16 protein-coding genes are annotated in these 24,070 nt (G+C 65.5%); 9 read left to right on the top strand and 7 right to left on the bottom strand.

What is annotated here, in order from left to right; genetic code table 11:
• Nucleotides 1-131 precede the first annotated feature (131 nt).
• The 3 genes from serC to I6L32_RS15640 form a co-directional block, all read right to left on the bottom strand.
• A complete protein-coding gene (serC, locus tag I6L32_RS15650; RefSeq protein ID WP_010674452.1) occupies nucleotides 132-1,220 on the bottom strand; it encodes a 3-phosphoserine/phosphohydroxythreonine transaminase in 1,089 nt (362 codons plus the stop codon).
• A 223-nt stretch (nucleotides 1,221-1,443) separates the two neighbouring features.
• A complete protein-coding gene (locus I6L32_RS15645) occupies nucleotides 1,444-2,373 on the bottom strand; it encodes an electron transfer flavoprotein subunit alpha/FixB family protein (protein ID WP_042017251.1) in 930 nt (309 codons plus the stop codon).
• Between the two features lie 103 nt (nucleotides 2,374-2,476).
• Entirely contained in the window at nucleotides 2,477-3,226 is a 750-nt protein-coding gene (locus I6L32_RS15640) for an electron transfer flavoprotein subunit beta/FixA family protein (protein ID WP_216944134.1), read from the bottom strand.
• Nucleotides 3,227-3,352: 126 nt separating this feature from the next.
• Here I6L32_RS15640 and I6L32_RS15635 point away from each other — a divergent pair, with 126 nt between their 5' ends.
• The 3 genes from I6L32_RS15635 (at nucleotide 3,353) to I6L32_RS15625 (ending at nucleotide 6,965) form a co-directional block, all read left to right on the top strand.
• Nucleotides 3,353-4,996 carry an electron transfer flavoprotein-ubiquinone oxidoreductase gene (locus tag I6L32_RS15635; RefSeq protein WP_216944133.1) on the top strand — a complete coding sequence of 548 codons (1,644 nt, stop codon included), beginning with the start codon at nucleotides 3,353-3,355 and terminating at the stop codon, nucleotides 4,994-4,996.
• A gap of 415 nt (nucleotides 4,997-5,411) precedes the next feature.
• The gene (gene corA, locus I6L32_RS15630; RefSeq protein ID WP_005301617.1) at nucleotides 5,412-6,359 is read left to right on the top strand and encodes a magnesium/cobalt transporter CorA; all 948 of its coding nucleotides are present in this window, start codon (nucleotides 5,412-5,414) and stop codon (nucleotides 6,357-6,359) included.
• Nucleotides 6,360-6,503: 144 nt separating this feature from the next.
• Entirely contained in the window at nucleotides 6,504-6,965 is a 462-nt protein-coding gene (locus I6L32_RS15625; RefSeq protein ID WP_128313917.1) for a DUF2919 domain-containing protein, read from the top strand.
• A 9-nt stretch (nucleotides 6,966-6,974) separates the two neighbouring features.
• On the opposite strand, the gene I6L32_RS15620 is transcribed toward I6L32_RS15625, so the two are convergent.
• A complete protein-coding gene (locus tag I6L32_RS15620) occupies nucleotides 6,975-7,724 on the bottom strand; it encodes a hypothetical protein (RefSeq protein WP_041212937.1) in 750 nt (249 codons plus the stop codon).
• A gap of 215 nt (nucleotides 7,725-7,939) precedes the next feature.
• On the opposite strand from I6L32_RS15620, the gene I6L32_RS15615 reads away from it, so the two are divergent.
• The 5 genes from I6L32_RS15615 (at nucleotide 7,940) to I6L32_RS15595 (ending at nucleotide 14,228) form a co-directional block, all read left to right on the top strand.
• Nucleotides 7,940-9,175: an MFS transporter gene (locus tag I6L32_RS15615; protein ID WP_128313919.1), complete on the top strand. Its 1,236-nt coding sequence runs from the start codon at nucleotides 7,940-7,942 to the stop codon at nucleotides 9,173-9,175.
• Between the two features lie 60 nt (nucleotides 9,176-9,235).
• Nucleotides 9,236-11,209 (top strand): siderophore amonabactin TonB-dependent receptor, encoded by a 1,974-nt coding sequence (locus tag I6L32_RS15610; protein ID WP_042017256.1) that lies wholly within the window; start codon nucleotides 9,236-9,238, stop codon nucleotides 11,207-11,209.
• A 78-nt stretch (nucleotides 11,210-11,287) separates the two neighbouring features.
• Nucleotides 11,288-12,304 (top strand): amonabactin ABC transporter permease subunit 2, encoded by a 1,017-nt coding sequence (locus I6L32_RS15605; protein WP_128313920.1) that lies wholly within the window; start codon nucleotides 11,288-11,290, stop codon nucleotides 12,302-12,304.
• A 12-nt stretch (nucleotides 12,305-12,316) separates the two neighbouring features.
• Complete coding sequence (locus I6L32_RS15600; RefSeq protein WP_128313921.1) at nucleotides 12,317-13,366, top strand: amonabactin ABC transporter permease subunit 1; 1,050 nt, start codon at nucleotides 12,317-12,319, stop codon at nucleotides 13,364-13,366.
• 43 nt (nucleotides 13,367-13,409) lie between these two features.
• Nucleotides 13,410-14,228 (top strand): amonabactin ABC transporter ATP-binding protein, encoded by an 819-nt coding sequence (locus I6L32_RS15595; RefSeq protein WP_039038896.1) that lies wholly within the window; start codon nucleotides 13,410-13,412, stop codon nucleotides 14,226-14,228.
• A 90-nt stretch (nucleotides 14,229-14,318) separates the two neighbouring features.
• Here the strand turns inward: I6L32_RS15595 and I6L32_RS15590 are convergent, their stop codons facing one another.
• Nucleotides 14,319-15,050 carry a 4'-phosphopantetheinyl transferase gene (locus I6L32_RS15590; protein ID WP_216944132.1) on the bottom strand — a complete coding sequence of 244 codons (732 nt, stop codon included), beginning with the start codon at nucleotides 15,048-15,050 and terminating at the stop codon, nucleotides 14,319-14,321.
• 185 nt (nucleotides 15,051-15,235) lie between these two features.
• Between I6L32_RS15590 and I6L32_RS15585 the strand changes: the two genes are divergently transcribed.
• Nucleotides 15,236-16,174, top strand: coding sequence for an iron-siderophore ABC transporter substrate-binding protein (locus I6L32_RS15585; protein WP_069784847.1), 939 nt, complete (start codon nucleotides 15,236-15,238; stop codon nucleotides 16,172-16,174).
• An 84-nt stretch (nucleotides 16,175-16,258) separates the two neighbouring features.
• On the opposite strand, the gene amoH is transcribed toward I6L32_RS15585, so the two are convergent.
• Complete coding sequence (gene amoH, locus I6L32_RS15580; protein WP_069784846.1) at nucleotides 16,259-17,803, bottom strand: amonabactin biosynthesis glycine adenylation protein AmoH; 1,545 nt, start codon at nucleotides 17,801-17,803, stop codon at nucleotides 16,259-16,261.
• Nucleotides 17,800-24,060: an amonabactin biosynthesis non-ribosomal peptide synthetase AmoG gene (gene amoG, locus I6L32_RS15575; protein ID WP_216944131.1), complete on the bottom strand. Its 6,261-nt coding sequence runs from the start codon at nucleotides 24,058-24,060 to the stop codon at nucleotides 17,800-17,802. The genes amoH and amoG overlap by 4 nt, the downstream gene beginning before the upstream one ends.
• Nucleotides 24,061-24,070: the final 10 nt, after the last annotated feature.

Here is a 24,070-nt window from a genome sequence, read left to right as displayed (position 1 = left end):
CGTTAACAGCCCGCGTCCCCCGCGGCAAGTTCGACAGTGGCACGACCGCGGGAGAGGGTAGCCTGGGTCAGGATGGGTCTGAAAAACAGACGCCGGGGAGTCCCCGGCGTCTGGCAATGGGGAGACACGCCTCAACCGTGGCGTTTGGCAAAGTCATCCATAAAGCTGACCAGGGCCTTGACCCCTTCCAGGGGCATGGCGTTGTAGAGGCTGGCGCGCATGCCACCGACGATGCGGTGTCCCTTGAGGGCCAGCAGACCGGCCGCTTCCGACTCCGCCAGGAACAGCTTGTCCAGGGCCTCGTTTTTCAGCTGGAAGGGCACGTTCATGCGGGAGCGGCAGGCCACATCCACCTTGTTGCCATAGAAGCTCGACTGATCGAGGTAGCCGTAGAGGAAGTCGGCCTTCTCCTTGTTGCGTGCTTCCATCGCCGCCAGGCCACCCTGCTCCTTGAGCCACTCGAACACCAGACCGGCCAGGTACCAGGCGTAGGTGGGGGGCGTGTTGAACATGGAGTCGTTCTTGGCGGTGAGCTGGTAGTCGAAGATGGACGGCACATCGGCGCGGGCCTGGTTCAGCAGGTCATCGCGCACGATGGCGATGGCCAGACCAGAGGGGCCTATGTTCTTCTGGGCACCGGCGTAGAGGATGCCGAAGCGGCTCACGTCGAGGGGACGGGAGAGGATGGTGGAGGAGAGATCCGCCACCAGGGGCACATCGCCGGTGGCCGGGATGTCGAACATCTCGATGCCATCGATGGTTTCGTTCGGGCAGTAGTGCACATAGGCGGCATCCGCGCGAAACGCCGGCGTCGGCAGCAGGTGGGAGACCCCCTGCTCGTTCTTGGCTACCCCCTGGAAGGTCTGGATGTCACCGTATTTCTGGGCTTCATCCACGGCGCTCTGGGCCCAGACGCCGGTCACCAGGTAATCTGCCTTCTTGTTGGCGCCACCCAGCAGGTTCATGGGCACGGCGGAGAACTGGCCGCGGCCACCGCCGTGCATGAAGAGCACCTTGTAGTTGTCCGGCACCGCCAGCAGGTCGCGCAGGTCCGCTTCGGCCTTCTCGGCGACCGCCATATAGGGCTTGCCGCGATGGGAAAGCTCCATGACCGAGGCTCCCAGCCCCTGGAAATTACAAAATTCGCGCTGGGCGCGCTCCATGACTTCAACCGGCAACATGGCGGGGCCGGCGCAGAAGTTGTAAATCTGTTTGCTCATGACGCTTTCCGTGAATGGATGTGTGTGATCGGTGACTCGAACGTTTTTACACGACAGCCCCCGTGGGGGCAAAGGCTTTTTGGGATCCAGCGCAACCTTTTGCCCCGGCGCCACCGGGCACCCATCAGACAAAAGCCCTGAACGGGCCAGGGCTTGCAGAGAATATGCATGGAAACGGGGGCGAGACAGCACGGACGGCTTTGTTCGCCCCTTTGTGGCAAATTTACAGCTTGGCGGTGAGCTCCGGCAGCAGGGTGAAGAGATCCCCCACCAGACCGTAGTCCGCCACCTGGAAGATGGGGGCCTCCGCGTCCTTGTTGATGGCGACGATCACCTTGGACTCCTTCATCCCCGCCAGATGCTGGATGGCGCCCGAGATGCCCACCGCGATGTAGAGCTCGGGGGCCACCACCTTGCCTGTCTGCCCCACCTGCAGGTCGTTGGAGACATAACCCGCATCCACGGCGGCCCGCGATGCCCCGACGGCAGCCCCCAGCTTGTCCGCCAGTGCGTCGATGAGGGCAAAGTGCTCTTTCGAGCCGAGCGCCCGCCCGCCGGAGACCACCACCCGGGCCGCCCCGAGCTCGGGTCTGGCGGAGCGCACCGCACGCCGCTCGATGAGCCGGGTACGGCAGCGCACCTCGGCCACCGGCAGCGATTCCATCACGGCACGCTCCTCCCCGGACCCGGCCTTGGCGAACGCGGTGGGCCGCACGGTGAGCACCTTGACGGGGGCGCTGCTCGCCACCCGGGCGATGGCGTTGCCCGCATAGATGGGACGCAGGAAAGTGTCGGGCCCCTCGATGCCGGTCACCTCGGCGATCATCTCCACCCCGAGCCTGGCCGCCACCCGCGGCAGCAGATCCTTGCCCTGGCTGCTGGCCGCCATCAGGCAGTGCTGGTAATCCCTGGCCACCTCGGCGAGCAGTCTGTCTACCCCGTCGTTGAGCCCCTCCGCCAGCATGGGATGTTCCGCCAGCAGCACCCGGTTTACCCCCGTGAGGGCGGCGGCCTGCTCCCCCGCCTCCGTCAGCCCCTGCCCCAGCAGCAAGAGATGCACCTCGCCCCCCAGGCGCCCCGCCGCCGTGACCAGCTGGGCCAGGTTGTCGGCGATCCGCCCCTGATGATGTTCCGCAATCACAAGTACGCTCATGGCAGCACCTTCATGTCATCCATTGATCCCTTGCTCCCCCGGGCCGTTGCCCCATGCATGGCGCTCACGCCTGCGGGAGGCATCCCTCTCATGCCCCTGCCCATCAGAGCACCCGGGCTTCGTGCTTGAGCTTGTCCAGCAGCTCGTCCACCGAGCCCACCCTGATGCCGGCGCTGCGCACCAGCGGCGCCATCACCCCGAGCTGCCGTGTCTGGCCGGCCGGCACCACCCCGAGGGCGGCGAACGGCTGGCTCTCCAGCGGCTTGCGCTTGGCCTTCATGATGTTGGGGAGGGAGGCGAAGCGCGGCTCGTTGAGGCGCAAGTCCACGGTCACCACGGCGGGCAGCGCCATGCCGAGGGTCTCGAGGCCACCGTCTATCTCGCGGGTCACCTGCAATTCCCCCTCCACCAGCCTGATGGCGGAGGCGAAAGTGGCAAGCGGCCAGTCATTGAGGGCGGCGAGCATCTGCCCTACCTGATTGTTGTCGGAATCGATGGACTGTTTGCCGAGCAGCACCAGATCGGGCTGCTCCTGCCCGCACACCGTTTGCAGGGCCCGGGCCACGGTGAGCGGGGTCAGGGTCTCGCCGGTAACATAGTGCAGCGCCCGATCCGCCCCCAGCGCCAGGGCATGGCGCAACTGCTCGGCCGCCGCCTCGGGGCCGAAGGTCACCACCACCAGCTCGGATGCCACGCCGGCTTCCCGCAGCCTGACCACCTCCTCCACCGCGATTTCACAAAACGGGTTGATGCCCATCTTCACATTGGCGAGCTCCACATCGGAGCCATCCCCCTTGACCCGGATCCTGACGTTGTAATCAACGACCCGTTTGACTGCGACCAGCAGCTTCATGGCGGTCATCCCTCATACCTGTTGTGTGGGTCCACCTTGTCGTCACTCACTTTTCTGCTGACAAAGTGGTTTACGTTTACGTAAACTACCAGCACTACCCTAGGCCAAGTCGAGCGCAGAGGCAAGATGGAACGCGAAGCAATGGAATTTGATGTCGTCATCGTCGGTGGCGGCCCGGCAGGCCTGAGCGCCGCCATCGCATTGAAGCAGCAGGCCCCGGCCCTCTCGGTCTGCCTGCTGGAGAAGGGTGCCGAGATAGGCGCCCACCTCATCTCCGGCGCCCTGCTCGATCCCGTCGCCCTCAGGGAGCTGCTGCCAGAGAGCTGGCAGGAGGCCCCCCTCGGCGTGCCGGTGACGGATGATCAGGTCCATCTGCTGCAAAGCGACAGCCGCTCCCTGCAACTGCCCCACTGGGCGGTGCCACCCCGCATGCACAACAACGGCAGCCACATCATCAGCCTCGGCACCCTCTGCCGCTGGCTCGGCAAGCAGGCCGAGGCCCTCGGTGTCGAGATCTACCCGGGCTTTGCGGCGAGCACCCTCATCGTGGAAGAGGGCCGGGTACGCGGGGTGGTGACCGGCGATCTTGGTCTCGACAAGGAGGGCAACCCCAAGCCGGATCACGTGCCCGGCATGGCCCTGTATGGCCGCTATACCCTGTTTGCCGAAGGGGCGCGCGGCCACCTCGGCAAACAGCTGATCGCCCGATTCCATCTGGAAAATAGCGCCCAGCCGCAGCATTACGCCATCGGCTTCAAGGAGGTGTGGCAGCTCCCTCCCGGCCAGGGCAAACCGGGCCGAGTGCTGCACGGCAGCGGCTGGCCCCTTGGTGAGAGAAAGGGCAACAAGAGTCAGGGGGGCTTTTATCTCTATCATCTGGCCCAGGATCAGGTGGCGGTCGGCCTTATCGTCGATCTCAACTACCAGAATCCCTGGCTCAGCCCCTTTGACGAATTCCAGCGTCTCAAGCACCACCCCCTCATCGCGGCAACGTTGCAGGGGGGCGAGCGCATCAGCTACGGCGCACGGGCCATCACCAAGGGAGGCTGGCACTCATTGCCGCGCATGCACTTTCCCGGCGGCCTGCTCATCGGCTGTGACGCGGGCACCCTGGACTTCTCCCGCATCAAGGGGATCCACACCGCCATGAAGTCCGGCATGGTGGCGGCCGCGACGGTCGCCATGGCACTGCGAGGAGGGGATGAAGGGGGACGGGATCTGGCCGAGTTTCAGGACGCGCTGCAGCAAAGCTGGCTGACCCGGGAACTGAAGAGGGCCCGCAACGTTGGGGCCGCCCTGCACCGCTTCGGCCCCTGGCTCGGCGGCGCCTTCAACTGGCTGGAGCAGCGACTCTTTGCCCTGACTTCTCCTTTTACTCTGCTGGACAAGGAGCCGGATTACCGCCAGCTGCGCCTGGCCAGCCGTTGCCAGCCCATCGACTACCCCAAACCCGACGGCAAGCTCAGCTTCGACAAGCTCTCCTCCGTCTATCTGGCCAGCACCAGCCACGACGAGGATCAACCCTGTCACCTGACCCTTCAGGACGCGCGCATTCCGGTCGAGGTCAACCTGCCCACCTGGGCCGAACCCGCCCAGCGCTACTGCCCGGCGGGGGTGTTCGAGATCCTGGATGGGGATACCCGGCCAAGGCTGCAGATCAACGCCGCCAACTGCATTCACTGCAAAACCTGCGACATCAAGGATCCCAGCCAGAATATCGTCTGGACGCCGCCCCAGGGCGGCTCGGGCCCCAACTACCCCAATCTGTAACAGGCTTGCCCACGCACACCAGAGCAGATAACAAGGAGACGCAGCCCCGGAACACCGCCCGGAGACCGTTTCCTGCGCTTGGCCGGGGGCTGTCGCAGGGCGACCAGCAACCCGCCATTCCCGCCGGTGAGCCCGGGCCCTCCCCCACACCAGGGCGAACAAAGGAGGCGACGTCGGGATCGCCCGTTTCGAGGTCGCCACGGCTGATCCGACCTCGCCGATTTTTTGAGCGAACAGGCTGAACCCCTGATGAATAGGCCCTGACAAGCGGGTCCCGCCCCTGTATAGTTCGCCGCATTCAGGTTGTCCATCGGCCTCGTTATGCTATTTCATGGGATCGCTTTCCGTGCGATCTAAGGCCGCATGAACCTGTGCAACCATCCCTGATTACCCATGACTTCTTAAGGGGGGACAGATGATCACCGCCTACATTCTCAACAACAAGGTGCTGGACATAGTCACGCTCGGGCCGGATGACATCGTTCCCGACAACACCGTCTGGCTGGATGCCTACAAGCCGGACACTGCGGAGCGAGAATGGTTGACGGGCCTGTTCCTGGAGGAGGTGCCGGACAAGGAGGAGCTCGATGACATCGAGGCATCCGCCCGCTTCTACTGGGACACCGACGGTCTGCACATCCACTCCCTGTTTCCCCAGCGCATCGGTCGCGACACCAAGGGTGTGCACGTCTCTTTTACCTTGCGCAACAACCTGCTGATCAGCATCCGCGAGGATGACATCGGCCTGGTGCGTCTGCTGCGCCACTACATGCGCCAGGACAGGCTGGAGGTCGAAGACGCCCTCGACATCCTGCTGGAGGTGCAGAACCTCAAGGTGGAGTATCTCTCGGATCTCATCGAGGATGGGTACAAGACCCTGGAGAACACCGCCGATCAGATCTTCGAGCCGGACCAGATCAACCCCATGCTCAAGGAGCTGATGGCCCAGGAAGAGGCCAACGGCCAGATCCGTCTCTCCCTGCACGATACCCGCCGCGCCCTGCGCTTCCTCAAACGCAGTCTGCGCCAGCGCATGACAGGGGAGCAGAACAAGTGGATCGACGAGATGCTGCACGACGTGGAATCCCTGCTGCCCCATACCCAGTTCCTGTTCGACAAGATCAACTTCCAGCTGGAGGCCTCCATGGGGGTGACCAATCTGGAGCAGAACAAGGTGATCAAGATCTTCTCGGTAGCCGCGGTCATCTTCCTGCCGCCGACGCTTATCGCCAGCATCTACGGCATGAACTTCGGCCGCATGCCGGAGCTCGCCTGGGAATACGGCTACCCCCTCTCCCTGGTGCTGATGGTGATGTCATCGCTGGGCACCGGTCTCTTCTTCAAGCGAAAAGGCTGGCTGTGACGCCGGAACCCGGCAACTAAAGACTGCGGATTGGGGGGCATGGTCCCCCGATTAATTCCCGGCCGTTGCTGACCTTGCAATGGCCTGCCCTGTGCCCCATATCCCCTTCATCACTCGCACTGCATGAATGGATACCGGGCCACCATGACCCTCTACCCCGAACACCGTTACGACGATCACGGCCAGTTGCGCCCCCCGCTCTGGTTCTGGCCCATCGCCCTCTTGCTGACCCGCTCGGTCTGGCTGTTTCTGATGGCGGGGGTCACCCGGGAGAGTGGCAGCGCCATCCTGACTCTCTTCTACCCGGACAAGCTCACCCTCTATGTCAGCCTGCTGACGGACGTGCCCGCCATGCTGGCGCTGCTCGCCTGCGGCGGCACCCATCGCCAGACCCACAGTGCCAGAGCCTGGCTCAGACGCCACAGCCCCTTGCTGCTGCTCTGCTCTGCCGTCAGCGGCCTTCTGATGCAACTGCACAGCCTCAATCTGCAGCAGTGGTCGTTCAACTGGTCCACCGCCCTGGTGCTCATCGCCAGCCTCTGGGCGCTCTGGTATCTGCTGAGAAGCCGCCAGTTGCGGGATTACGCCCTGGATCAACCCCACTGACAGGCTGGTTCACTGGCGCGTGACCCGGATCTGCAAAGTCTGGCGTTCGCTGCCGCTGGCTCCGCCCATGCCTGATGGATTGGCGATCGCGGCCTCCCGGCTGCCTTGGGTTGTGGAAAGCTCCCCCACCGTCAGCCACTGGCCCGGGGCGCCGCTCACCTCGGTGGCACTCTGGCCGGTGTGTATGTTGCCTCGCTCCACTCTTGCCTGTTCACTGCTGAGGGCCACCTGCACCCTGTCCCCTATCAGGGTCGCGGTGGCGTAGAGACCGTTCATCAGCGGCATCATGCCCACCACCCTTCCCCCCTGCCACTGGTAAAAGGTGACCGGCTGATAGGACCCCATCTGCAACAACACGGGCCGCCCGGAGAGGCCACGCACCTGCCAGTTGTCACTCTGGCTGCGTTCATAGTGCCGGGCATCCCCCTCCAGCAGCCACTGCCGTTTGGCATCCAGGCCCAGCCCCACTCCGGCCTGCTGACTGCTGGAGGCGCCATCCACCCGCCACTCGATGAGCAGGCTTTGGGGCGGCTGGTTCACTTGCGCCAGGGTACGCTCGGCCTCCTGCAACTGGGCGGGGGTTCCGCTCAGTACCAGCTGGTTGCCCATGGCGCTCACCCCGAGATCCGGGTAGATCTCCTTGAGCGTCTGCACCGCGGCATCCGCCTCGAATACCGGTATGACCTTCACTTCGGCCCTCAGGGGCAATGCCAGCAACAGGCAGCACCCCAGCCCCCAATACCCTGATCCAGCGCGCATCTTCTCCTCCCGGCGTTCACCGCCACCCTCTCGCTTCCTGCCAGCATGGTCCATGGCGCCCCGATTGCAACGGGCCTGGTATGCAACCCCACACAGAGGCACCTGATAAAGACTCGTTAAGATACCAATCAATACAAATAAAAATGGTTATCATTTGTTGTCACAACAAAAACCCTCGGATACAATTCGGACTCATTTTTTCGAGTCAGCCTCTGATGAAGCCAGAATCCGTCGCATCCACCCCTGCCGCCATCCACCTGGCGCTGCTCATCAACATGCTCTCCATGGGCTGCATGATGATGGTGATGCCCCTTGGCCCGGAACTGGTAACCCGTCTGGGGATGCTGCCGGAGCAGACAGGTTACTTCAGCGGCGGCGCCACCCTGGGAGCCGCCCTGCTGGGTCTCCTGGCCGCCCCCTGGCTCGATCGGGTCAACCGCAAACCCGCCCTGCTGGTACTGCTGGTCCTGCGCTTCCTGCTCTTGATGGCTTGCGCCCTGGCCGAGGATAGCCAGACCCTGCTGCTGATCTTTATCCTGTCCGGCTGCGTGGCCGGCCCCCTGGGGGCCATCCTGATGGCGGCGGTGCTGGATCTGGTACCGCCCGCCGAGCGGGGCCGCCGTCTCGCCTACGTGGGCATGGCGTTTTCCCTGGCCGCCATTCTGATCGTGCCCGCGGCCCTCGTGCTGGCCCAGTGGTCTGGCTGGCAGAGCCCCTTCCTCTTGTTTGGTGCAGGCGGCCTGCTGCTGGCCCTGCTGTGTGCCATCTGGCTGCCGTCCCTGCCGGTCAACCGGGCCCCGGCAGGCCAGGGGATGCGCCAGTTGCTGGGGTCACCGCTCTGCCAGGGAGCCCTCTTCATCCTCTGCCTGCAGATGTTCGGCCACTTCCTGCTCATTCCGCACTTTGCCAACTACTTCCAGTTCAACCTGGGTTTCCCGCGCGAGCAGATCGCCAGCCTCTATCTGTGCGGCGGCCTTGCCAGCATGGCCACCATGCGCCTGTGCGGCGGCTGGATCGATCAGGGCCGCGCCCAGGGCGCCATCCTGCTCACCAGCCTGGCCCTGGCCCTGATCACCCTGGTGGGCTTTGCCTTGCCGGCAGGCCTGCCTCTCTATCTGCTGTTCACCCTCTTCATGGCCCTGAGCTCCGCCCGTGCCAGCACCACCCTCGCGGTCACGGCGGCCATTCCGGCCCCCCACCAGCGCGCCGCCTTCATGTCTTTCCAGGGCTCGGTCACCAATGTGGCCGCGGGCCTCGGCAGCCTGTTCTCCGCCAGATATCTGGTCTCCGACGAGGGGGGCGCCCTGCACGGTTTCCCCACCCTGGCCTGGATCAACATTGCGTGCACCCTGGTGGCCTGCGCCGGTGTCTGGTTCCTCATCCGGGGCCTGAAGCGCACAAGAGATAACAATAATCCTGCCTCTGGCACCGCCAGACAAGGAAGTCAGTGAGCACCGGATCAGAAGAATCCGGACCCCATAACCTCAGTTATATCCATGGAGTTTTTGACAATGCAGTTGCAGCACGGCCTCTTTAAACTGAACCCCATTCTGCTCTCCCTTGGTCTGCTGGCCGTACCGGGCCTGGCCCAGGCCGAGTCCGTCAAGGCCAACGAGACGGTGGTGGTCACCGCCACCCAGACCAAGCACACCGAGCTGACCGCCCCGGCCAGCGTCTCCGTGGTCACCCGCGCCGATCTGGACAAGATGAACGTCAACAACATCGGCGATGCCCTCAAGCACGTGCCCGGTGTCAACATCATCGGCACCAACCCCACGGGTCGCAACGAGATCAAGATCCGCGGCATGGGCGGTGACTACACCCTGCTGCTGGTCAACGGTAAGCGGGTCAACGCCCGCGAGACCCTGGGCAGCTCCTTTGGCAACGACTTCGACTTAAGCTCCATCCCCATGGCCGCCATCGAGCGCATCGAAGTGATACGCGGTCCCGTCTCCTCCCTGTACGGGGCCGATGCCCTCGGCGGCGTGGTCAACGTGATCCTGCGCCAGGCCAAGGAGAACACCGAAGCGGCCGTCGGCTACACCCACACCATGCCCACCAAGGGAGATGGCGGGGATGCCAACCAGGGTAGCGCCTTCGTCTCCGGCGCCCTCATCGACAACAAGCTGCTGGGCAGCGTGGTGGTGGAAGGCTATCAGCGGGATCGCTGGAAGAGCGATCAGTCCAATAACCCGGATGCCGACGCCCTGGAGAAACGGGAAGTGGTCAACGTGCTCTCCAGCCTGAAGTGGCTGGTGGCCGACAACCAGGACATCGACTTCGATCTGGGTTACAACCAGAACGACATGGACAGCTACTTCAACAACGTGCCCCGTGCCCCGACCGCACCGGCCACCCCCCACAACGTGCAGAAACTCGATCGCCTGAGCCTGGGGCTGACCCATAACGGCCGTTGGGAACACTTCGACAGCCGCGCTCGTTACTACTTCGAGCAGACCGATCTGATGGATGACTCCCAGCTCAACGGTGGTGCCGCCGACATCACCCAGACCAACAACACGGTGGATGGCCAGTTGAGCGGCTACCTCGGGGATCACCTGCTGACCTCGGGTGCAGAGTTCCGCAAGACCGAGCTGGAGCACAGCCGCAGCATCCAGAACGGCAGCGTGGATGCGAGCCAGAGCGCCCTCTACCTGCAAGACGAGTTCGGCTTTGGGGATCTGGCCCTGACGCTCTCCGGCCGTCTGGATCACCACGAGACCTATGGCAACGAGTTCAGCCCCCGTGCCTACGCCCTCTACTCCCTGAGTGACGAGTGGGTGATCAAGGGCGGCGCTGGCAAGGCGTTCAAGGCCCCGACCCTGGCCCAGTCCAGCGAAGGATTCGCCACCACCGCCTGCCGCGGCGCCTGCAAGGTGATAGGCAACCCGGATCTGAAGCCGGAAACCTCCGTCAGCTACGAGCTTGGCACCGCCTACAACGCCGATCGCTTCGGTGCAGGCGTGACTGGCTTCCACAACGAGATCGAGGATCTGATCCAGAGCGATCAGTGGGGCCCGGGCTACCGTCCAACCGTCATGACCTACCTCAACGTCAAGAAGGCCCGCATCAAGGGGCTGGAGCTGACCGGCTGGTTCGACGTGCTGGACAACGTACAGCTGACCGGCAACCTGACCCTGCTGGACTCCGAAGACAAGAGCACGGGTGACGATCTGGCCAAGACCCCGGATCACACCGGCAACATCGGCCTGGACTGGAAGGCGAGCGACGTGGTCAGCGCCAACCTGGCCTGGCAGTATGTCGGCAGCCAGGTGATCAAGGTGCCGGCCCGCAACGCCCAGGCATTCACCTCCAAGCACTACCAGACCCTGGACGTGAACACCAAGTGGACCGTCACGCCGGCCCTGGACTTCAAGCTCGGCATCACCAACCTCACCAACACCCAGCGTGACGAGGTGGCGACCGACGCCGACTTCATCCTGGAAGGTCGCACCGTCTACGCAGGGGTCGATTACAAGCTGTAATCCATCCTGTATGCGGGAGCCCCGGTCGCGGGGTTCCCTTTTTGCGTTTCTGCCTCCCCGAATTCAAGGAGTCATTGAGTGCTCAGATACCAAGCTCGGCTGTTCTGGCTCGGCGTGCTGCTCCTCTTCCTGCTGATTTGTCTGTCACTGGCCACCGGGGCCGGTGTCTATGGTGGCCGCGAGGTCGCCGGTTTCCTGATGGGCGATCCCACCTTCGTGGCCGATGAAAAGCTCGCCATGATAGTCCATACCCTGCGCCTGCCCCGCACCCTGGCAGCCCTGGTGGTGGGGGCATCACTCTCCCTGGCGGCCTCCATGCTGCAAAGTGCCACCCGCAACCCTCTGGCCGAACCCGGCCTGCTCGGGGTCAATGCCGGCGCCGTCTTTGCCCTGGTGATCGGCCTCACCTGGTTTGGCGTCGAATCCGCCTACGGGTATCTGCTCTGGTCCGGCATGGGGGCCCTGCTCGGCAACCTCATCGTGCTGGGCCTCGGCCTCATGGTGGGGCGCTCCAACCCCCTCAAGCTCATCCTGGTGGGGGTCGCCCTCTCCGCCACCTTCGGCGGTCTTTCCAACTTCCTGCTGCTCTCCAACCGGGTGGTGCTGGAGCAGTTCCGCTTCTGGAACTTAGGGTCCCTTGCCGCCTCCAGTCTGGAAGCGGTACTCACCGTGGTCCCCTTCGCCCTGGCCGCCCTGCTGCTGACCCTGGCGCTCTGTCGCCCTCTCACCCTGATGCAGATGGGGGATCACCAGTCCAAGGCCCTCGGCATCCGCCCCACCCGGGTGCGGATCGGCGTGCTCTTGGCCGCAACGCTCTTCACCGCCTGCGCCATCGCCATCGCCGGTCCCATCGGCTTTGTCGGCTTCCTCGCCGCCTACTGCGCCCGCCTGGTGGAGCCGCTTCGCCTCGCCATCCAGGTTCGCTTCTCCGCCCTGTTCGGGGTGCTCTTTCTGCTCGGTGCCGATGTGCTGGCCCGCTGGCTGATCCAGCCCTACGAGCTGCCCAACGGCGTCATTCTGGCGCTCATCGGGGCGCCCGTGCTCATCCTGGTGGTGCGCAGCGGCGGCTTCCGCTCCCTGCTGGCCGTCAAATAAGGTGCCACGCCCATGAAGAACTCTCTCTCACTCCCGAGCGGCACCCTCTGCCTTCATCTTGGCAGCCACACCCTGTTGCTGCACCGCCGCGCCTGGCTCATTACCCTGGGGCTCCTGGTCGCCCTCACCCTGCTCTCCCTGCTGGCCCTCACCTTGGGTTCCGGCAAGATCACCATGATGGGGGTGATCCAGACCCTGCTCGGGGAGGGAAGCCGACTCGATCAGGTAACCGTCTTCAAGATCCGACTGCCGCGCCTGTTGGCGGTGCTGGTAGCCGGCGCCGCCATGGGACTCTCGGGCTGCCTGGTGCAGACCCTGGTGCGAAACCGCCTCGCCACCCCGGACATGATCGGGGTCAACGAGGGGGCATCCCTGGCCATCATCATCTTCTCCCTCTATCTGACCCTGGGCACCTGGCCCTGGTGGGCCGCCCCCTTCGGCGCCCTGTTTGCCGCCGTCGTGCTCTATGCCCTGTGCAACAAGCCGGGGGAGCAGGGCTACCTGTTCGTGGTGATCGGCATCGGGGTCTCGGAGCTGATGAACGCCCTCGGCCAGTTCGTCATGTCCACCCAGTCCCTGGTGCACCTCACCAGCCTCTATCTGTGGAACATGGGCAACTTCGTCGGTCAGGGCTATGGCACCTTGCTGCCGGTAAGCCTGCTGCTCCTGCTCATCTGCCCCTGGACCGTCTGTCTCTCCCGCTCCCTCGGCGTGCTGCGCCTGGGACCGGTCACCGCCCGTACTCTCGGGGTCAACGTGAACCGGGTCCAGCTCGGGGTGCTGGCCCAGGCCATCATCGTCGCAGCCCTTGGCACCGCCATCGGCGGCCCCGTGGTTTTCATCGCCATGGCGGCACCCATCCTTGCCTCCTGGCTCAGCCGGGATCGCATCGTGCCGCTCTGGATTGCCGCCCTGTGCGGCGCCCTGATGCTGCTCGCCAGCGACACCCTGGTGCGGGTGCTGGCCAGCCCCCACGAAGTGGCCACCGGCATCATGACCCGCATTCTCGGCGGCCTGCTGCTGCTCTTCATCCTGCTCAAAGATCGCCAGAAGGCCGACTGACCATGGCATTCATCCATTTTCAATACAGACCGAGGGCCGCCCGATGACGCTCACCGTGAACCGACTCCAGTTCGGCTACCCGCAAAAGACCATCTTCAAGGAGATCTCCTTCTCCCTCCCCCGGGGCAAGCTGGTGGGGATCGTCGGCCCCAACGGCGGCGGCAAATCCACGCTGCTCAAGCTCCTTGCGGGACAGGAGCAGCCCCGGTCCGGGGAGATCCTGCTCAAGGAGAAGCCACTCGGTGCCTATGGCGCCAAAGCCCTGGCTCGGGAACTCGCCTATCTGCCCCAGCGCCCCCTGGTCCCCCCGGGTATCCTGGTGGAGCAGCTGGTGCAATATGGCCGCCATCCCCATCAGGGCTGGTTCAATCAGTGGAGCGAGGAAGATGCCCGCATGGTGGACTGGGCCCGGGAGCGGATGCAGCTCGATGCCATCTGGCACCAGAGCGCCAGTTCGCTGTCCGGCGGTCAGGCCCAGCGGGTGTGGCTCGCCATGGTGCTGGCCCAGGATGCGGACATCATCTTGCTGGACGAGCCCACCAGCGCGCTGGACATCGGCCACCAGACCGAGGTGATGGAAGCCATCCATCGGGTCGCCGCCGAGGGCAAGACGGTGCTTATCGTCATCCACGATCTCGCCACCGCCGCCCGCTACTGCGACGAGCTGATTGCCCTGGGGGATGGCGCCATCCAGGCCATGGGCCCGGCCCGGGAGGTGGTGACCAAGCCCCTCATCGATCGCCTCTACCAGACCGATGTGGACATACTGCACGCCCCCGGCGACGGGGCCCCTGTCATCGTGCCCCGCCGACGCGCTGACGAAGCGCCTCGCCTGCGCGCCGACCATGGCGTGTCGGCCTGAGCCATACCCTGTGCCAGAGAAAGAAACCGCCTGATGGCGGTTTCTTTCTCTGGGCTTTGCGTGGGCGTTATCCGGGCGCTGGCATCGTGCTCACAGCAGCAAGACGGTGAGCACGCCCCCCGGCAGGGCTTGCCAGTGCAGGGTGACGCGCCAGCCGGCGGGCAGGGTCGGTGTCAGCGGGCATTTGAGCTCCAGGGTGAGAGTCTGCGCCGTCATGGCGAGCCAGCGGGCATCGAGAAAGTCAAAGTAGCGCCCCACCCGGGGATAGAGCCCCTTGAAGAGGCTCTCCTTGGCGGAAAACACCAGGGTCACGCCCTCTGCCAGGCTCAGCTGGGTGTCGTGAACCCCCGCCTCCAGCCGCCCCCACTCCTCCCCATCCATGATGCCGGGCCAGAGCTGCGCCCCTTGGTCGCCATCGAGCCAGGCCTCCAGATCCAGCCCTATTCCCTCCTGGCCCAGGCGCACCGCACACAGGGCCACCCCCTCTCCCGCCAGCCGGCTGTGGCTGATGCTCCCCTCCACCCCTTCAGGCCAGAGTGGCTCCCGGGCCGCTCCGATGGCCACGCTGCATCCTGCAAGACCGAAGGGACGCAGGGCCTCACGGGCTGCGAGACGCCCCGCCAGAAACTCCCCGAGGCGCTTGGGGGCAGCCCCCTGCAATGAAGCAGGCAGGATGATGCCCTGGGCCCCAAAGCACTCCGGCGAGAAGGCGGCGGGATCAAAACTGACCCGATGAAGAGACAGCGTCTCCAGGCCCGGCAGGTACAAGGCATCGAATTGACGGACAAAGGATCCATCGAGTGAGGGACAACGAGGCAACATGCAAGGCTCCTGACAGGGGCCTGCGATGGTACCAAAGCAAGCCGAGGCCATGCCACAAATACAAATAACAACGCTTCTCACTTGCTTTGTGGTAGCATGTCCCCGCCCATTCGGGGCTGGCCGGGCGGCTCTCAGGCACTTTCCACAGACTCCGGCCCACCGATTTCACCCATAAGGATGTCACCATGAAGATCTTCTCCCCGCTGGCCACCTTGCTCATGCTGGCCAGCCTGACGGGCTTCCAGGCCCAGGCGGGCAGCCGCCAGGTCATCGATGCCAATGGCCAGCCCCAGAGCGTCCCCGATGCGCCCCGGCGGATCGTCGTGTTGAGCGAACTCGATCTCGACAGCGCCCTGACTCTGGGGGTGCAGCCGGTAGGCACCGTCAATGGGCGCGGCCAGTCCACCCTGCCCCGCTATCTGCTGGACAAGGCGGGCAAGGAGATCGCCGTGGTCGGGGATCTGGACAACCCCAATCTGGAGACCCTCATCGATCTGGAGCCGGACCTCATCCTCACCGGCCAGACCAAGCCCGAGCTCCTCGCCCTGCTCAAGGAGATCGCCCCCACCGTCGTCACCGGCAACTGGGGCGAGCCCTGGAAAACAGTATTCGGTCGCAGCGCCGACGCGATGAACCGGGGGGCCGAGGCCAAGGCGTTCCTCACCCGGTATGAGGCCCGCCTGGCAGAGGCCCGCAGCAAGCTCGCCCAGCATCAGGGGGAACAGATGAGCATAGTGCGCTGGAACCCCAAGGGGCCGAGCTACATGCACGGCGGCACCTTTGCCAGCAGCGTGGTCACCGAGATGGGGCTCACCCGCCCCTCCCACCAGATCGGTGACAAGAGCCCCCACTCCCCGGCCCTGAGCCTCGAATCCCTCAACCTGCTGGACGGTGACTGGCTGGTGATCGGCACCCTCAGCACCAGCGGGGATGCGGTGGATGCCATGAAGCAGGCCGAGCAGACCCCGGCCTTCCAGCAGCTCGGCGCCATCAAGGGCAAGCGCTTCGGCGCCGTCGACGGGTCACTCTGGACCTCCACCGGCGGCCCCCAGGCGGCCCTCAAGGTGATCGACGACGTCGAGCGCCTGCTCACCAAACCGGATGCCGCCCCCATCGCTCACTAAGCCCCCTCGGTTGACGGCCAACAAGAAGCCCGCATGATGCGGGCTTCTTTTTTATCCATCGTTCTTACCGTCCGGCAAGGCCGCCTACTCGGGCAATGGCAGCGCCTTTCTGTCGAGCTTGCCGCTGCCGGTCTTGGGCAGGGCATCCAGCAGGATGAGCCGCGCCGGCACCATGTAGTGCGGCAGCGTCGCCTGCAGCCCCTTGCGCAGGGCGAGGCGATTAAGGGTCACCCCGCTTTTCGCCTCCACGTAGCCCACCAGCATGGCCTCGTTCCCCTCGCCCACCAGGCGCACAGCCGCCTCCTGCACCCCGGCCTGGCGGCGCAGTCCCGCCTCCACCTCGCCGAGCTCGATGCGAAAGCCCCGCAGCTTGACCTGATCGTCGCGCCGTCCCAGATAGAGGAAGCGGTCCGCCCCAAGGAGGCGCACCCGATCGCCAGTGCGATAGAGGCGATGGGTGGCAAGGCGCAGGAAGGCGGCGCTGGTCAAGGCCGGCTTGCGCCAGTACCCCTCGCACAGGGCCGGACTCTCGATGCAGAGCTCGCCGCACTCCCCCTCTGCCACCGGCTGCCCCGCCTCGTCCAGCACCCAGTGCCGATAGCCGGGCAGGCTGTGGCTGATGGTGATCTGCCCGCCAACCGGCGGCCAGCGCACCTCGCTCACCAGGGACCAGACGGTAGCCTCGGTCGGCCCATAGCAGTTCCACAGCCGCCGGGTGCGGGCACAGAGCTGCTCGGCCAACCCTGAGTCCAGCGCCTCGCCACCGCACAGGGCGGTGAGGGTATTGCGCTCCTGCCAGCCAGCCTTGAGCAACATACGCCAGCAGGCCGGGGTGGCCTGCAGCCAGTTGATGGAGGAGTCGGCCTCGAGCAGGGCCAGCATCCCCAGGGGATCCTTGTTGTGCTCACCGCCGGCCACCGTCAGCCGGCCACCGCCCCAGAGCGGCCCCAGCATCTCCAGCAGTGAGATATCGAAAGCCGGGGTGGTGATGAAGAGCCAGTGGCAGCCAGGTGAAAGCCCGAGCCGCTCACGGATCCCGTCGAGGAAGCAGAGCAGGGCCCGCCGGCTGATGACCACCCCCTTGGGCTCGCCGGTGGAGCCCGAGGTGAACATCATGTAGGCAGCCAGGGCGTCATCCACCTGAGGCCAGGAGACCGGCCCTGCCGCTGCCGGCCCGTCGAGGGTACGCAGCGGACAACCGAAAGCGGGCACCGATCGATTGCCGTCGCAGATCACCGCCGACAGGCGCGCCTGGCGGGCGATCCCCTGCAGCCGCTCCACCGGAAAGTCCGGCTCGAGCGGCACGAAGGTGAGACCGAGGCGCAGGCAGGCCAGCAGGCTGGCCACCAGATCGGGGCTGCGGGGGAGATAGAGGCCGACCCGCTCCCCCACCGCCAGCCCCTGCAATCGGGCGGCAATCTCGCCGACTCTGGCATTGAGCGCGCCGTAGCTAAGCCACTGCTCATCTGATCCGCCCTCACTGATGCCCTCCCCGCCCATGCGAATGGCGGGGGCGAGCGGGCTGGCGGCCAGACAGGCCGCCAGCCGCGCACCCAGGTTGGCCGCGCCCTCACGGGGGGCAGGCCGGGTTTGCACGAGCGGAGCCTTATGCTTGATGGTCACCGTCATAGCGCGGCCTCCGTTTGGCGCACCAGCCAGTGCCGATAGAGCCGGCTGGGGGATGGGTGGGCTTTGAGCGTCTGCAGGGTAAGTGGCGCCCGCTCCTGCGCGAACGCCTCGTTGAGGGCCGCCAGCAGGGCGAGTTGCTGCACCGAATCTACCCCCAGATCCATCAGGGTTTGTTGCCAAATGCCGGGCACGCCGCACTGGCGCTCCCACAGGGCCACCAGCACGCGGGCCTCGGCCGGCGGCTGAGCCAGGCTGGGCTCCGCCCTGGTGGCTACCACCTGCGGCATCACCGGGGACTGTACCGCCGCCACGCTGGCCGGCTGGCTCAGATCCGCCTGCGCCAGCCAGTCGAGCTCGACCAGCCAGTCAGCCAGCACCGCCTCTGCCCGTGCCTCGGGGATCTGCTCGCCATCGAACTCGAGGCGCAGCTGGAGCGTCTCACCCCGGCTGCTGACCACCAAGGAGAGCGGCAGCTCCACCTTCTCCACCACGGTGCCAAAGCGTGGCACCAGCTGGTGGGGTTCGGGGGCGGCAGGGGTTGCCGGCATGGGATAGTTCTCGAACACGAACAGGCTCTGGAACAGACGCGACCGGCCTTTGGTCAGTGCCGCCAGCGACTGGGTGCCGTGCTCATTGAGCGCCATCAGATCGGCCTGCAACCGGGCGATATGCTCAGCCAGGGTCAGCTCGGTGCGCCACGCCAGGGCCAACGGCAGGCTGTTGATATAGAGCCCGACGCTCGCGGTGATCCCCTCAATGGGATAGTCCCGGCCCGGGGTCACGTTGCCCACCAGGGTGACGGCATCGTCAGAGCGGCGTGCCAGCAGACGATGCCAGGCATATTGGGCCAACAGGCCCGCAGTCACGCCCAGGTCGCGGGCACGATGGGCGAGCAAGGTCGCCACCTCGACCGGCAACGCCGTGGCGCACACCGCCGGCCGCTGCTGGGTATGGCGCCCGCTTGCGCTAGCGTCCAGCGTCACCCCGAACAGACAGGCGAGATCGTTAGGCTTTGTTAGCAGCTCGCCCCGCCCCTGCCAGTAAGCCTCGGCGCTGCGGGTTTGGCTGGCGATATGGCGGCCAAACTCGAGCCAGGCGGTATCCGGCTCGCGCTGCGGCAACAGGCCGTTCATCAGCGCCTGATAGCCGCGATGCAAGGAACCCAGCAACACGGGGCCGCTCCAGCCATCCAGCACGCCGTGATGGGCGCTGAAGATCACCTTGTGGTGATCGGGAGCCAATTTGAAGCAGACAAGGCGCAGCAGGGGCGCCTGCTCCAGCGGGATCGGGCGGGCCAGATCCTGCTCGCGGTAGGCCTGGACCCGTGTCTCTGCATGTTCCACTTCAGACAAATCCTCATAGTGGAACGGCAACTCGGCGCGCTTGAGGATGCGCTGCAGCGCCACCCCGTCTGCCAGCACCAGTTCGCTGCGAAGGGCTGGCCAGCGGGCGATCTGCCCCTGCCAAGCCTGACGGTAGACCGCCACGTCCAGCGGCTGGTGATAGTCCATCTCGGTCTGCAGGTGATAGGCGTGATCTCGGGGCAGCAACGCCCTGTGATGGAACATGCTCTGCTGAAGCGAGGTCATGGGCAGCAGGGTCTCCACTTCGCGTCCGCTCAGCACCCCATCGAGCGCGGCTTGCGAGAGGTCAAGCCCCGGGAAGTCGCTCGGGGTGTGACGCGGAGCCTTCACCGTGCAGCAGTGATCCACCAGCGCCGTCAGGTTGTCCGCCAGCCGAGCCATCAGGGCGTCGCTCGCCTGCTGGTTGAGGGCGCCCACCTGGCGCAGGGTGAGGCGGCCATCAAACACGCCCCCGTGCAGACTGACCAGCTCTCGCGGCAGGTTATCAGGGGAACTAGGTGCCCCCGGCGCCAGCGGCAGGGGCTGCCAGGGCTGAGCGGCCTCGCCCTGATGGCTGACCCCCAGGTAGTTGAAGACGACAAGGGCTTGCGGTAACTCCTGCCCACGGGGATGGTGCAGGCGCAGGGCGTTGAAGCCCACCCCCTTGTCCGGCACGGCGCGCAGCTGCTCCTTGGTGGCGCAGACCAGCGCATCCCACGCATCGGCATCCGCCAGTGCCAGCGGGTAGGTGCTGGTGAACCAGCCCAGGGTACGGCTCACGTCCAGTTCAGCATCGATGGCCTCACGGCCGTGCCCTTCCAGCATAACGCAGTGACGGCTGCCGTAACCCTGCTCGCTCAAGGTACGAGTCAGTGCCGCCAGCAGCAGGTCTGGCACCCGGGTGAAGTAGGCCTGGTTGGCGGTGTCGATGAGACGGGCAGTGGTCTCCTGACTCAGTTGCAGCAGGCTGGCGGCGGCGCGGCCATCGACGGAACGCGCCGCTTCCAGCAGGTGACCCTGGCTGCCTTCCCCCTGCGCCAGCCAGAAGCCAAGCTGATCCTCTTCCCGTTTGGCATAGGCCGCGAGCCCCTCGCCCCACTGGCGATAGCTGCTGCCCTTGGCGGGCAGCGGCTCACCCCTGCTCACCCGGGCCAGATCCTCGGCCAGGATGCGCCAGGAGACCGCATCGATGACCAGGTGGTGGAAGGCAAGGAAGAGCCCCTCCACCGTCTCGCCCTCCCGATCCCCCTCCAAGGAGAGATTGCGCAGGCGGGCCCAGGCCAGGGTGTGGCCGCTGGCAGGATCCAGATCTCCCTGCAGCTCGGTCAGGCGGGCTTGCAGCTCAGTCTCATCGAGATTGGCGGCATCCAGGGTCGGCAGCGGCGGCAATGCCAGCTCGGCCAGGTAGCGCTGGCCGGTCGGGGTCACCGCCAAGCGCAGGGCATCGTGGTGCTGGCGCAGGGCATTCAGCCAGCCGCGCAGGGCCTCATCGTCCACCCCGGCCGGCAGGCGCAGGATCACCCCCTGGTTCCAGTGACCGGATTTGGCAAAGCCCTGCTCGAAGAACCAGTGCTGGATGGGGTGGAGCGGGAACTCGCCCGTCAGGCTGCCCTGCTCGCTCCTGTGGCTGACCGCCTGCTGCTGGCCGAGCTGGCGGCAGAGGCGGCGCACCGTCTTGGCTTCGAACACGTCCTTCACGCTGCAGTGCAATCCCGCATCCCGCAACCGGGTGGTGAGCTGGATGCTGAGGATGGAGTCACCGCCCAACCGGAAGAAATCATCCTCCACCCCGAGCGGTTGCTTGAGCACCCCTTGCCAGATGGCGAGCACGGTCTGCTCCAGTTCGTTTTGTGGCTCGCCCTTGCTCTGCTGCCAGACGATGGCGGGCAGTCGGCGCAAGTCCAGCTTGCCGTTGGGGGTGAGTGGCATCTCGGGCAGCCAGCAGAGGCGCGCCGGCACCATGTATTCGGGCAGGCACTCGCCGGCCCGCTGCAGCAGGGCATCGCCGTCGGGCTCCCTTGCCCCGGCCTGCAAACAGGCGTAAGCGAGCAGGCGCCCCTCCTGCACCACCACCTTGATCTGGCGGATGGCCGGGCACAATTCGGCAAGCCGGGTCTCTATCTCACCCGGCTCGATGCGATAGCCGCGCAGCTTGATCTGCTCGTCTATCCGGCCCAGATACTGGATGTTGCCGTCGCGGCGCAGCAGGGCCCGATCGCCGGTGCGATAGAGGCGATGGGTTCGTGCCGCCAGCGCCAGCTCGATAAAGGCCTCCTGGGTACGCTGTGGCAGATTGAGGTAGCCGCGGGCCAGCCCCAGCCCCGCCAGGCAGAGCTCGCCGGGCACCCCCACCGGGCAGGGGTTGCCCGCCTCGTCCAGGATCAGCGCCTTCAGGTTGTTGACGGGTCGACCGATTGTGATGGGCACCCCCGGAGTGAGCCGCGCGCAGAGCGCGGTGACGGTGCACTCGGTCGGGCCGTACATGTTGAACAGCGCCACCCGCTCCCCCCAGCGCTCCACCAGGCTGCTCGGGCACGCCTCGCCGCCAAAGCCGATGGCCTTGAGGGAACCGAGATCCGTCGGTGGCAGCAGGTTGGCGAGCAGGGCGGTCGGCAAAATCATGTGGCTGGCGCCGCAAGCGATCGCGGCACTGATCACCCCCTCGCCCGGCTCGCCAAAGTGCAGGGCCGCGCCGCAGTAGAGCGGCAGTAAGCTGGTCATGTTGCCTGCATCGAACGAGAGGGACATGCAGTTGAACATGGCCCCATCCTGATCAAGGGCGATGCGCTCGCCGTGATCCGCCATCAGGTTGACCAGGCTGCCCTGCTCCACCATGACCCCCTTGGGCAGGCCGGTGCTGCCGGAGGTGTAGATGATCTGGGCCAGCATGGCGGCGTCCCGAGGCAGTGCAGGCGTGCTGGCTGGCATCTTGTCCAGCGCCAGCTGGTGCAGATCGTGATATTCGGCCGTCGTGCCCGCCAGCGCCTCGCCAAGCCGCGGATCCGGCACGCCACCCAGCACCAGGCTGATGGATGCATCGCCAAGGATATGGGCCAGCCGCTCGGCGGGATAGGCAGGATCCAGCGGTACATAGGCCGCCCCAGCCTTCCAGCAGGCGAGCAGGGCGATGACGAAGGCCACATCGCGCCTGGCCTGGATGCCGATGGCGGCGCCCGGGGTGACGCCCTGAGCCAGCAGCCAGTGGGCCAGCCGGTTGGCACGCGTTTCCAGCTCGCCATAGGTCAACGATTGCGCGCCGTCGCTGACCGCCAGCGCGTCCGGTAACTGAATAGCGCGCCGCTCGATATGACAGAGCAGGGTGTCGCGGCTCGGGTAGTCCGGCGGCAGGTCGGCAAGCTGTGCGGCCAGCGCGGCCTGGTCGGTGCCCGCCTCCAGCGGCAACTGCCAGATGTCGGTCTCGGGGGCCGCCACCACGGCGCGCATCAGGTGCAGCAGGCGATCGGCAAGAGCCTGGATGGTCTCTCGCTCGAACAGGGCGGTGGCAAACAGCCAGTCCACCCTGACGGAGTCCATCAGCTCGGTCACCTTGACCGAGATGTCGGTCTTGGCCGGCAGCACAGGCGAGGTCTCCTCCACCAGCTGGCAGCCGGGGATGAGATCGTTGAAGTCCACCTTGGCCTGATAGACCAGCATGATCTGGAAGATGGGGTTGATGGCGGTGGTGCGATCGGCGCCGATGGCCTCGGCCAGCGCCTCGAAGCGGTAGAGCTGGTGATCGAAGGCCGCCAGATCCTCCTCCCGGCACTGCTGCAGATAGTCGACAAAGCTGGGCTTGCCGCTGAGTTGAGTGCGCAGCACCAGGGTATTGACGAAAAAGCCCACCAGGGACTCGATTTCGTGACGCTCGCGATAGGCAAGCGGGGTGCCGATCACCACCTCCTTCTCGCCGCTCTGGCGCACCATCAGCAATGCAAACAGGGCGTGCAGACCGATGAAGTTGGAGGTGCTGTGGCGCTGGCACAAGCGCTTGAAGCTCTCCCACAGCGCGTTGTCGATGGTGGAGAAGACCAGCTCGCCGCCGCTGTCCTGATGGGCCGGGCGCGGCTTGTCGAGCGGTAGACCGTGCACCTCGGGGCTGCCACCGAGCCGGTCGACCCAGAACGGCTTGAACTCGGCGTGATAATCGAGAAAACGCGGTGAGTTGAACCAGCGGGCATAGTCGATGTAGGTGAGCGGCAGCTCGCTCACCTGCAGGGGCTCGCGGTTCTGATGGGCAAGAAAGGCGCGCTTGAGATCCGCGAACATGTTCTTGACCGACCAGCCGTCGGAGATGATGTGATGCTGGGTGATCAGCAGCACGTGCTCGCGGCTGCCCAGCCGAATAAGGTGCACTCGGCTCAGATCCCCCCGGGTCAGGGAGAAGGGGCGGCCTATCTCTTCGCGCACCCTGCGAGCCACATAGGCTTCGCGCTCGGCAGCGGGCTCTGCGCTCACGTCCTCAATCTGCAGCTTGAAGGGCGTGTGGGGCAGGATCTCCTGCGCCCCCCTGCCCGCCTCGTCCTTGATGAAGCGGGTGCGCATGCTGGGGTGGCGGGCAAACAGGTGGTCGAAGGCAAACTCCAGCGCCGCCGTGTCCAGCTCTCCCTTGACGCGAAAATAGACCGGCATGTTGTAGAGGTGGGAGGCCTCCTCGTACTGCTCGATAAACCAGAGCCCGCTCTGGGATGACGAGAGCGGCCCCTGCCGGGCGCCCTCGGCGACAATGGGTGCCTCGAAGGCGGCACGGGCCGCCAGGCAGCGCACCAGCTCATCCTTGTGGGCCTTGATGGTGGCGCCGATGGCCGGCGTCACCGCCTCCTTGCTCGACTGGGAGATAAGCTGGCCTTTCTCGTTCAAAGCCAGCTTCACTCCCTGCCGTTCCAGCTGTTTCAACAGCAAAATCATATTGTTCATCTGTTTCTCA

The sequence above is a fragment of the Aeromonas sp. FDAARGOS 1402 genome (genome assembly GCF_019046925.1).
Taxonomy (GTDB): Bacteria; Pseudomonadota; Gammaproteobacteria; order Enterobacterales; family Aeromonadaceae; genus Aeromonas; species Aeromonas caviae.
This window is presented reverse-complemented; position numbering and strand designations above follow the sequence as displayed.

Excerpts from the sequence above, each read along its gene's own strand:
- I6L32_RS15585 (WP_069784847.1), top strand. The coding sequence starts at position 15,236 with ATGAAGATCTTCTCCCCGCTGGCCACCTTGCTCATGCTGGCCAGCCTG.
- I6L32_RS15590 (WP_216944132.1), bottom strand. The coding sequence starts at position 15,050 with ATGTTGCCTCGTTGTCCCTCACTCGATGGATCCTTTGTCCGTCAATTC.
- I6L32_RS15620 (WP_041212937.1), bottom strand. The coding sequence starts at position 7,724 with ATGCGCGCTGGATCAGGGTATTGGGGGCTGGGGTGCTGCCTGTTGCTG.
- I6L32_RS15600 (WP_128313921.1), top strand. The coding sequence starts at position 12,317 with ATGAAGAACTCTCTCTCACTCCCGAGCGGCACCCTCTGCCTTCATCTT.
- I6L32_RS15625 (WP_128313917.1), top strand. The coding sequence starts at position 6,504 with ATGACCCTCTACCCCGAACACCGTTACGACGATCACGGCCAGTTGCGC.
- serC (WP_010674452.1), bottom strand. The coding sequence starts at position 1,220 with ATGAGCAAACAGATTTACAACTTCTGCGCCGGCCCCGCCATGTTGCCG.
- corA (WP_005301617.1), top strand. The coding sequence starts at position 5,412 with ATGATCACCGCCTACATTCTCAACAACAAGGTGCTGGACATAGTCACG.
- I6L32_RS15610 (WP_042017256.1), top strand. The coding sequence starts at position 9,236 with ATGCAGTTGCAGCACGGCCTCTTTAAACTGAACCCCATTCTGCTCTCC.
- I6L32_RS15640 (WP_216944134.1), bottom strand. The coding sequence starts at position 3,226 with ATGAAGCTGCTGGTCGCAGTCAAACGGGTCGTTGATTACAACGTCAGG.
- amoG (WP_216944131.1), bottom strand. The coding sequence starts at position 24,060 with ATGAACAATATGATTTTGCTGTTGAAACAGCTGGAACGGCAGGGAGTG.
- I6L32_RS15635 (WP_216944133.1), top strand. The coding sequence starts at position 3,353 with ATGGAACGCGAAGCAATGGAATTTGATGTCGTCATCGTCGGTGGCGGC.
- I6L32_RS15645 (WP_042017251.1), bottom strand. The coding sequence starts at position 2,373 with ATGAGCGTACTTGTGATTGCGGAACATCATCAGGGGCGGATCGCCGAC.
- I6L32_RS15615 (WP_128313919.1), top strand. The coding sequence starts at position 7,940 with ATGAAGCCAGAATCCGTCGCATCCACCCCTGCCGCCATCCACCTGGCG.
- amoH (WP_069784846.1), bottom strand. The coding sequence starts at position 17,803 with ATGACGGTGACCATCAAGCATAAGGCTCCGCTCGTGCAAACCCGGCCT.
- I6L32_RS15595 (WP_039038896.1), top strand. The coding sequence starts at position 13,410 with ATGACGCTCACCGTGAACCGACTCCAGTTCGGCTACCCGCAAAAGACC.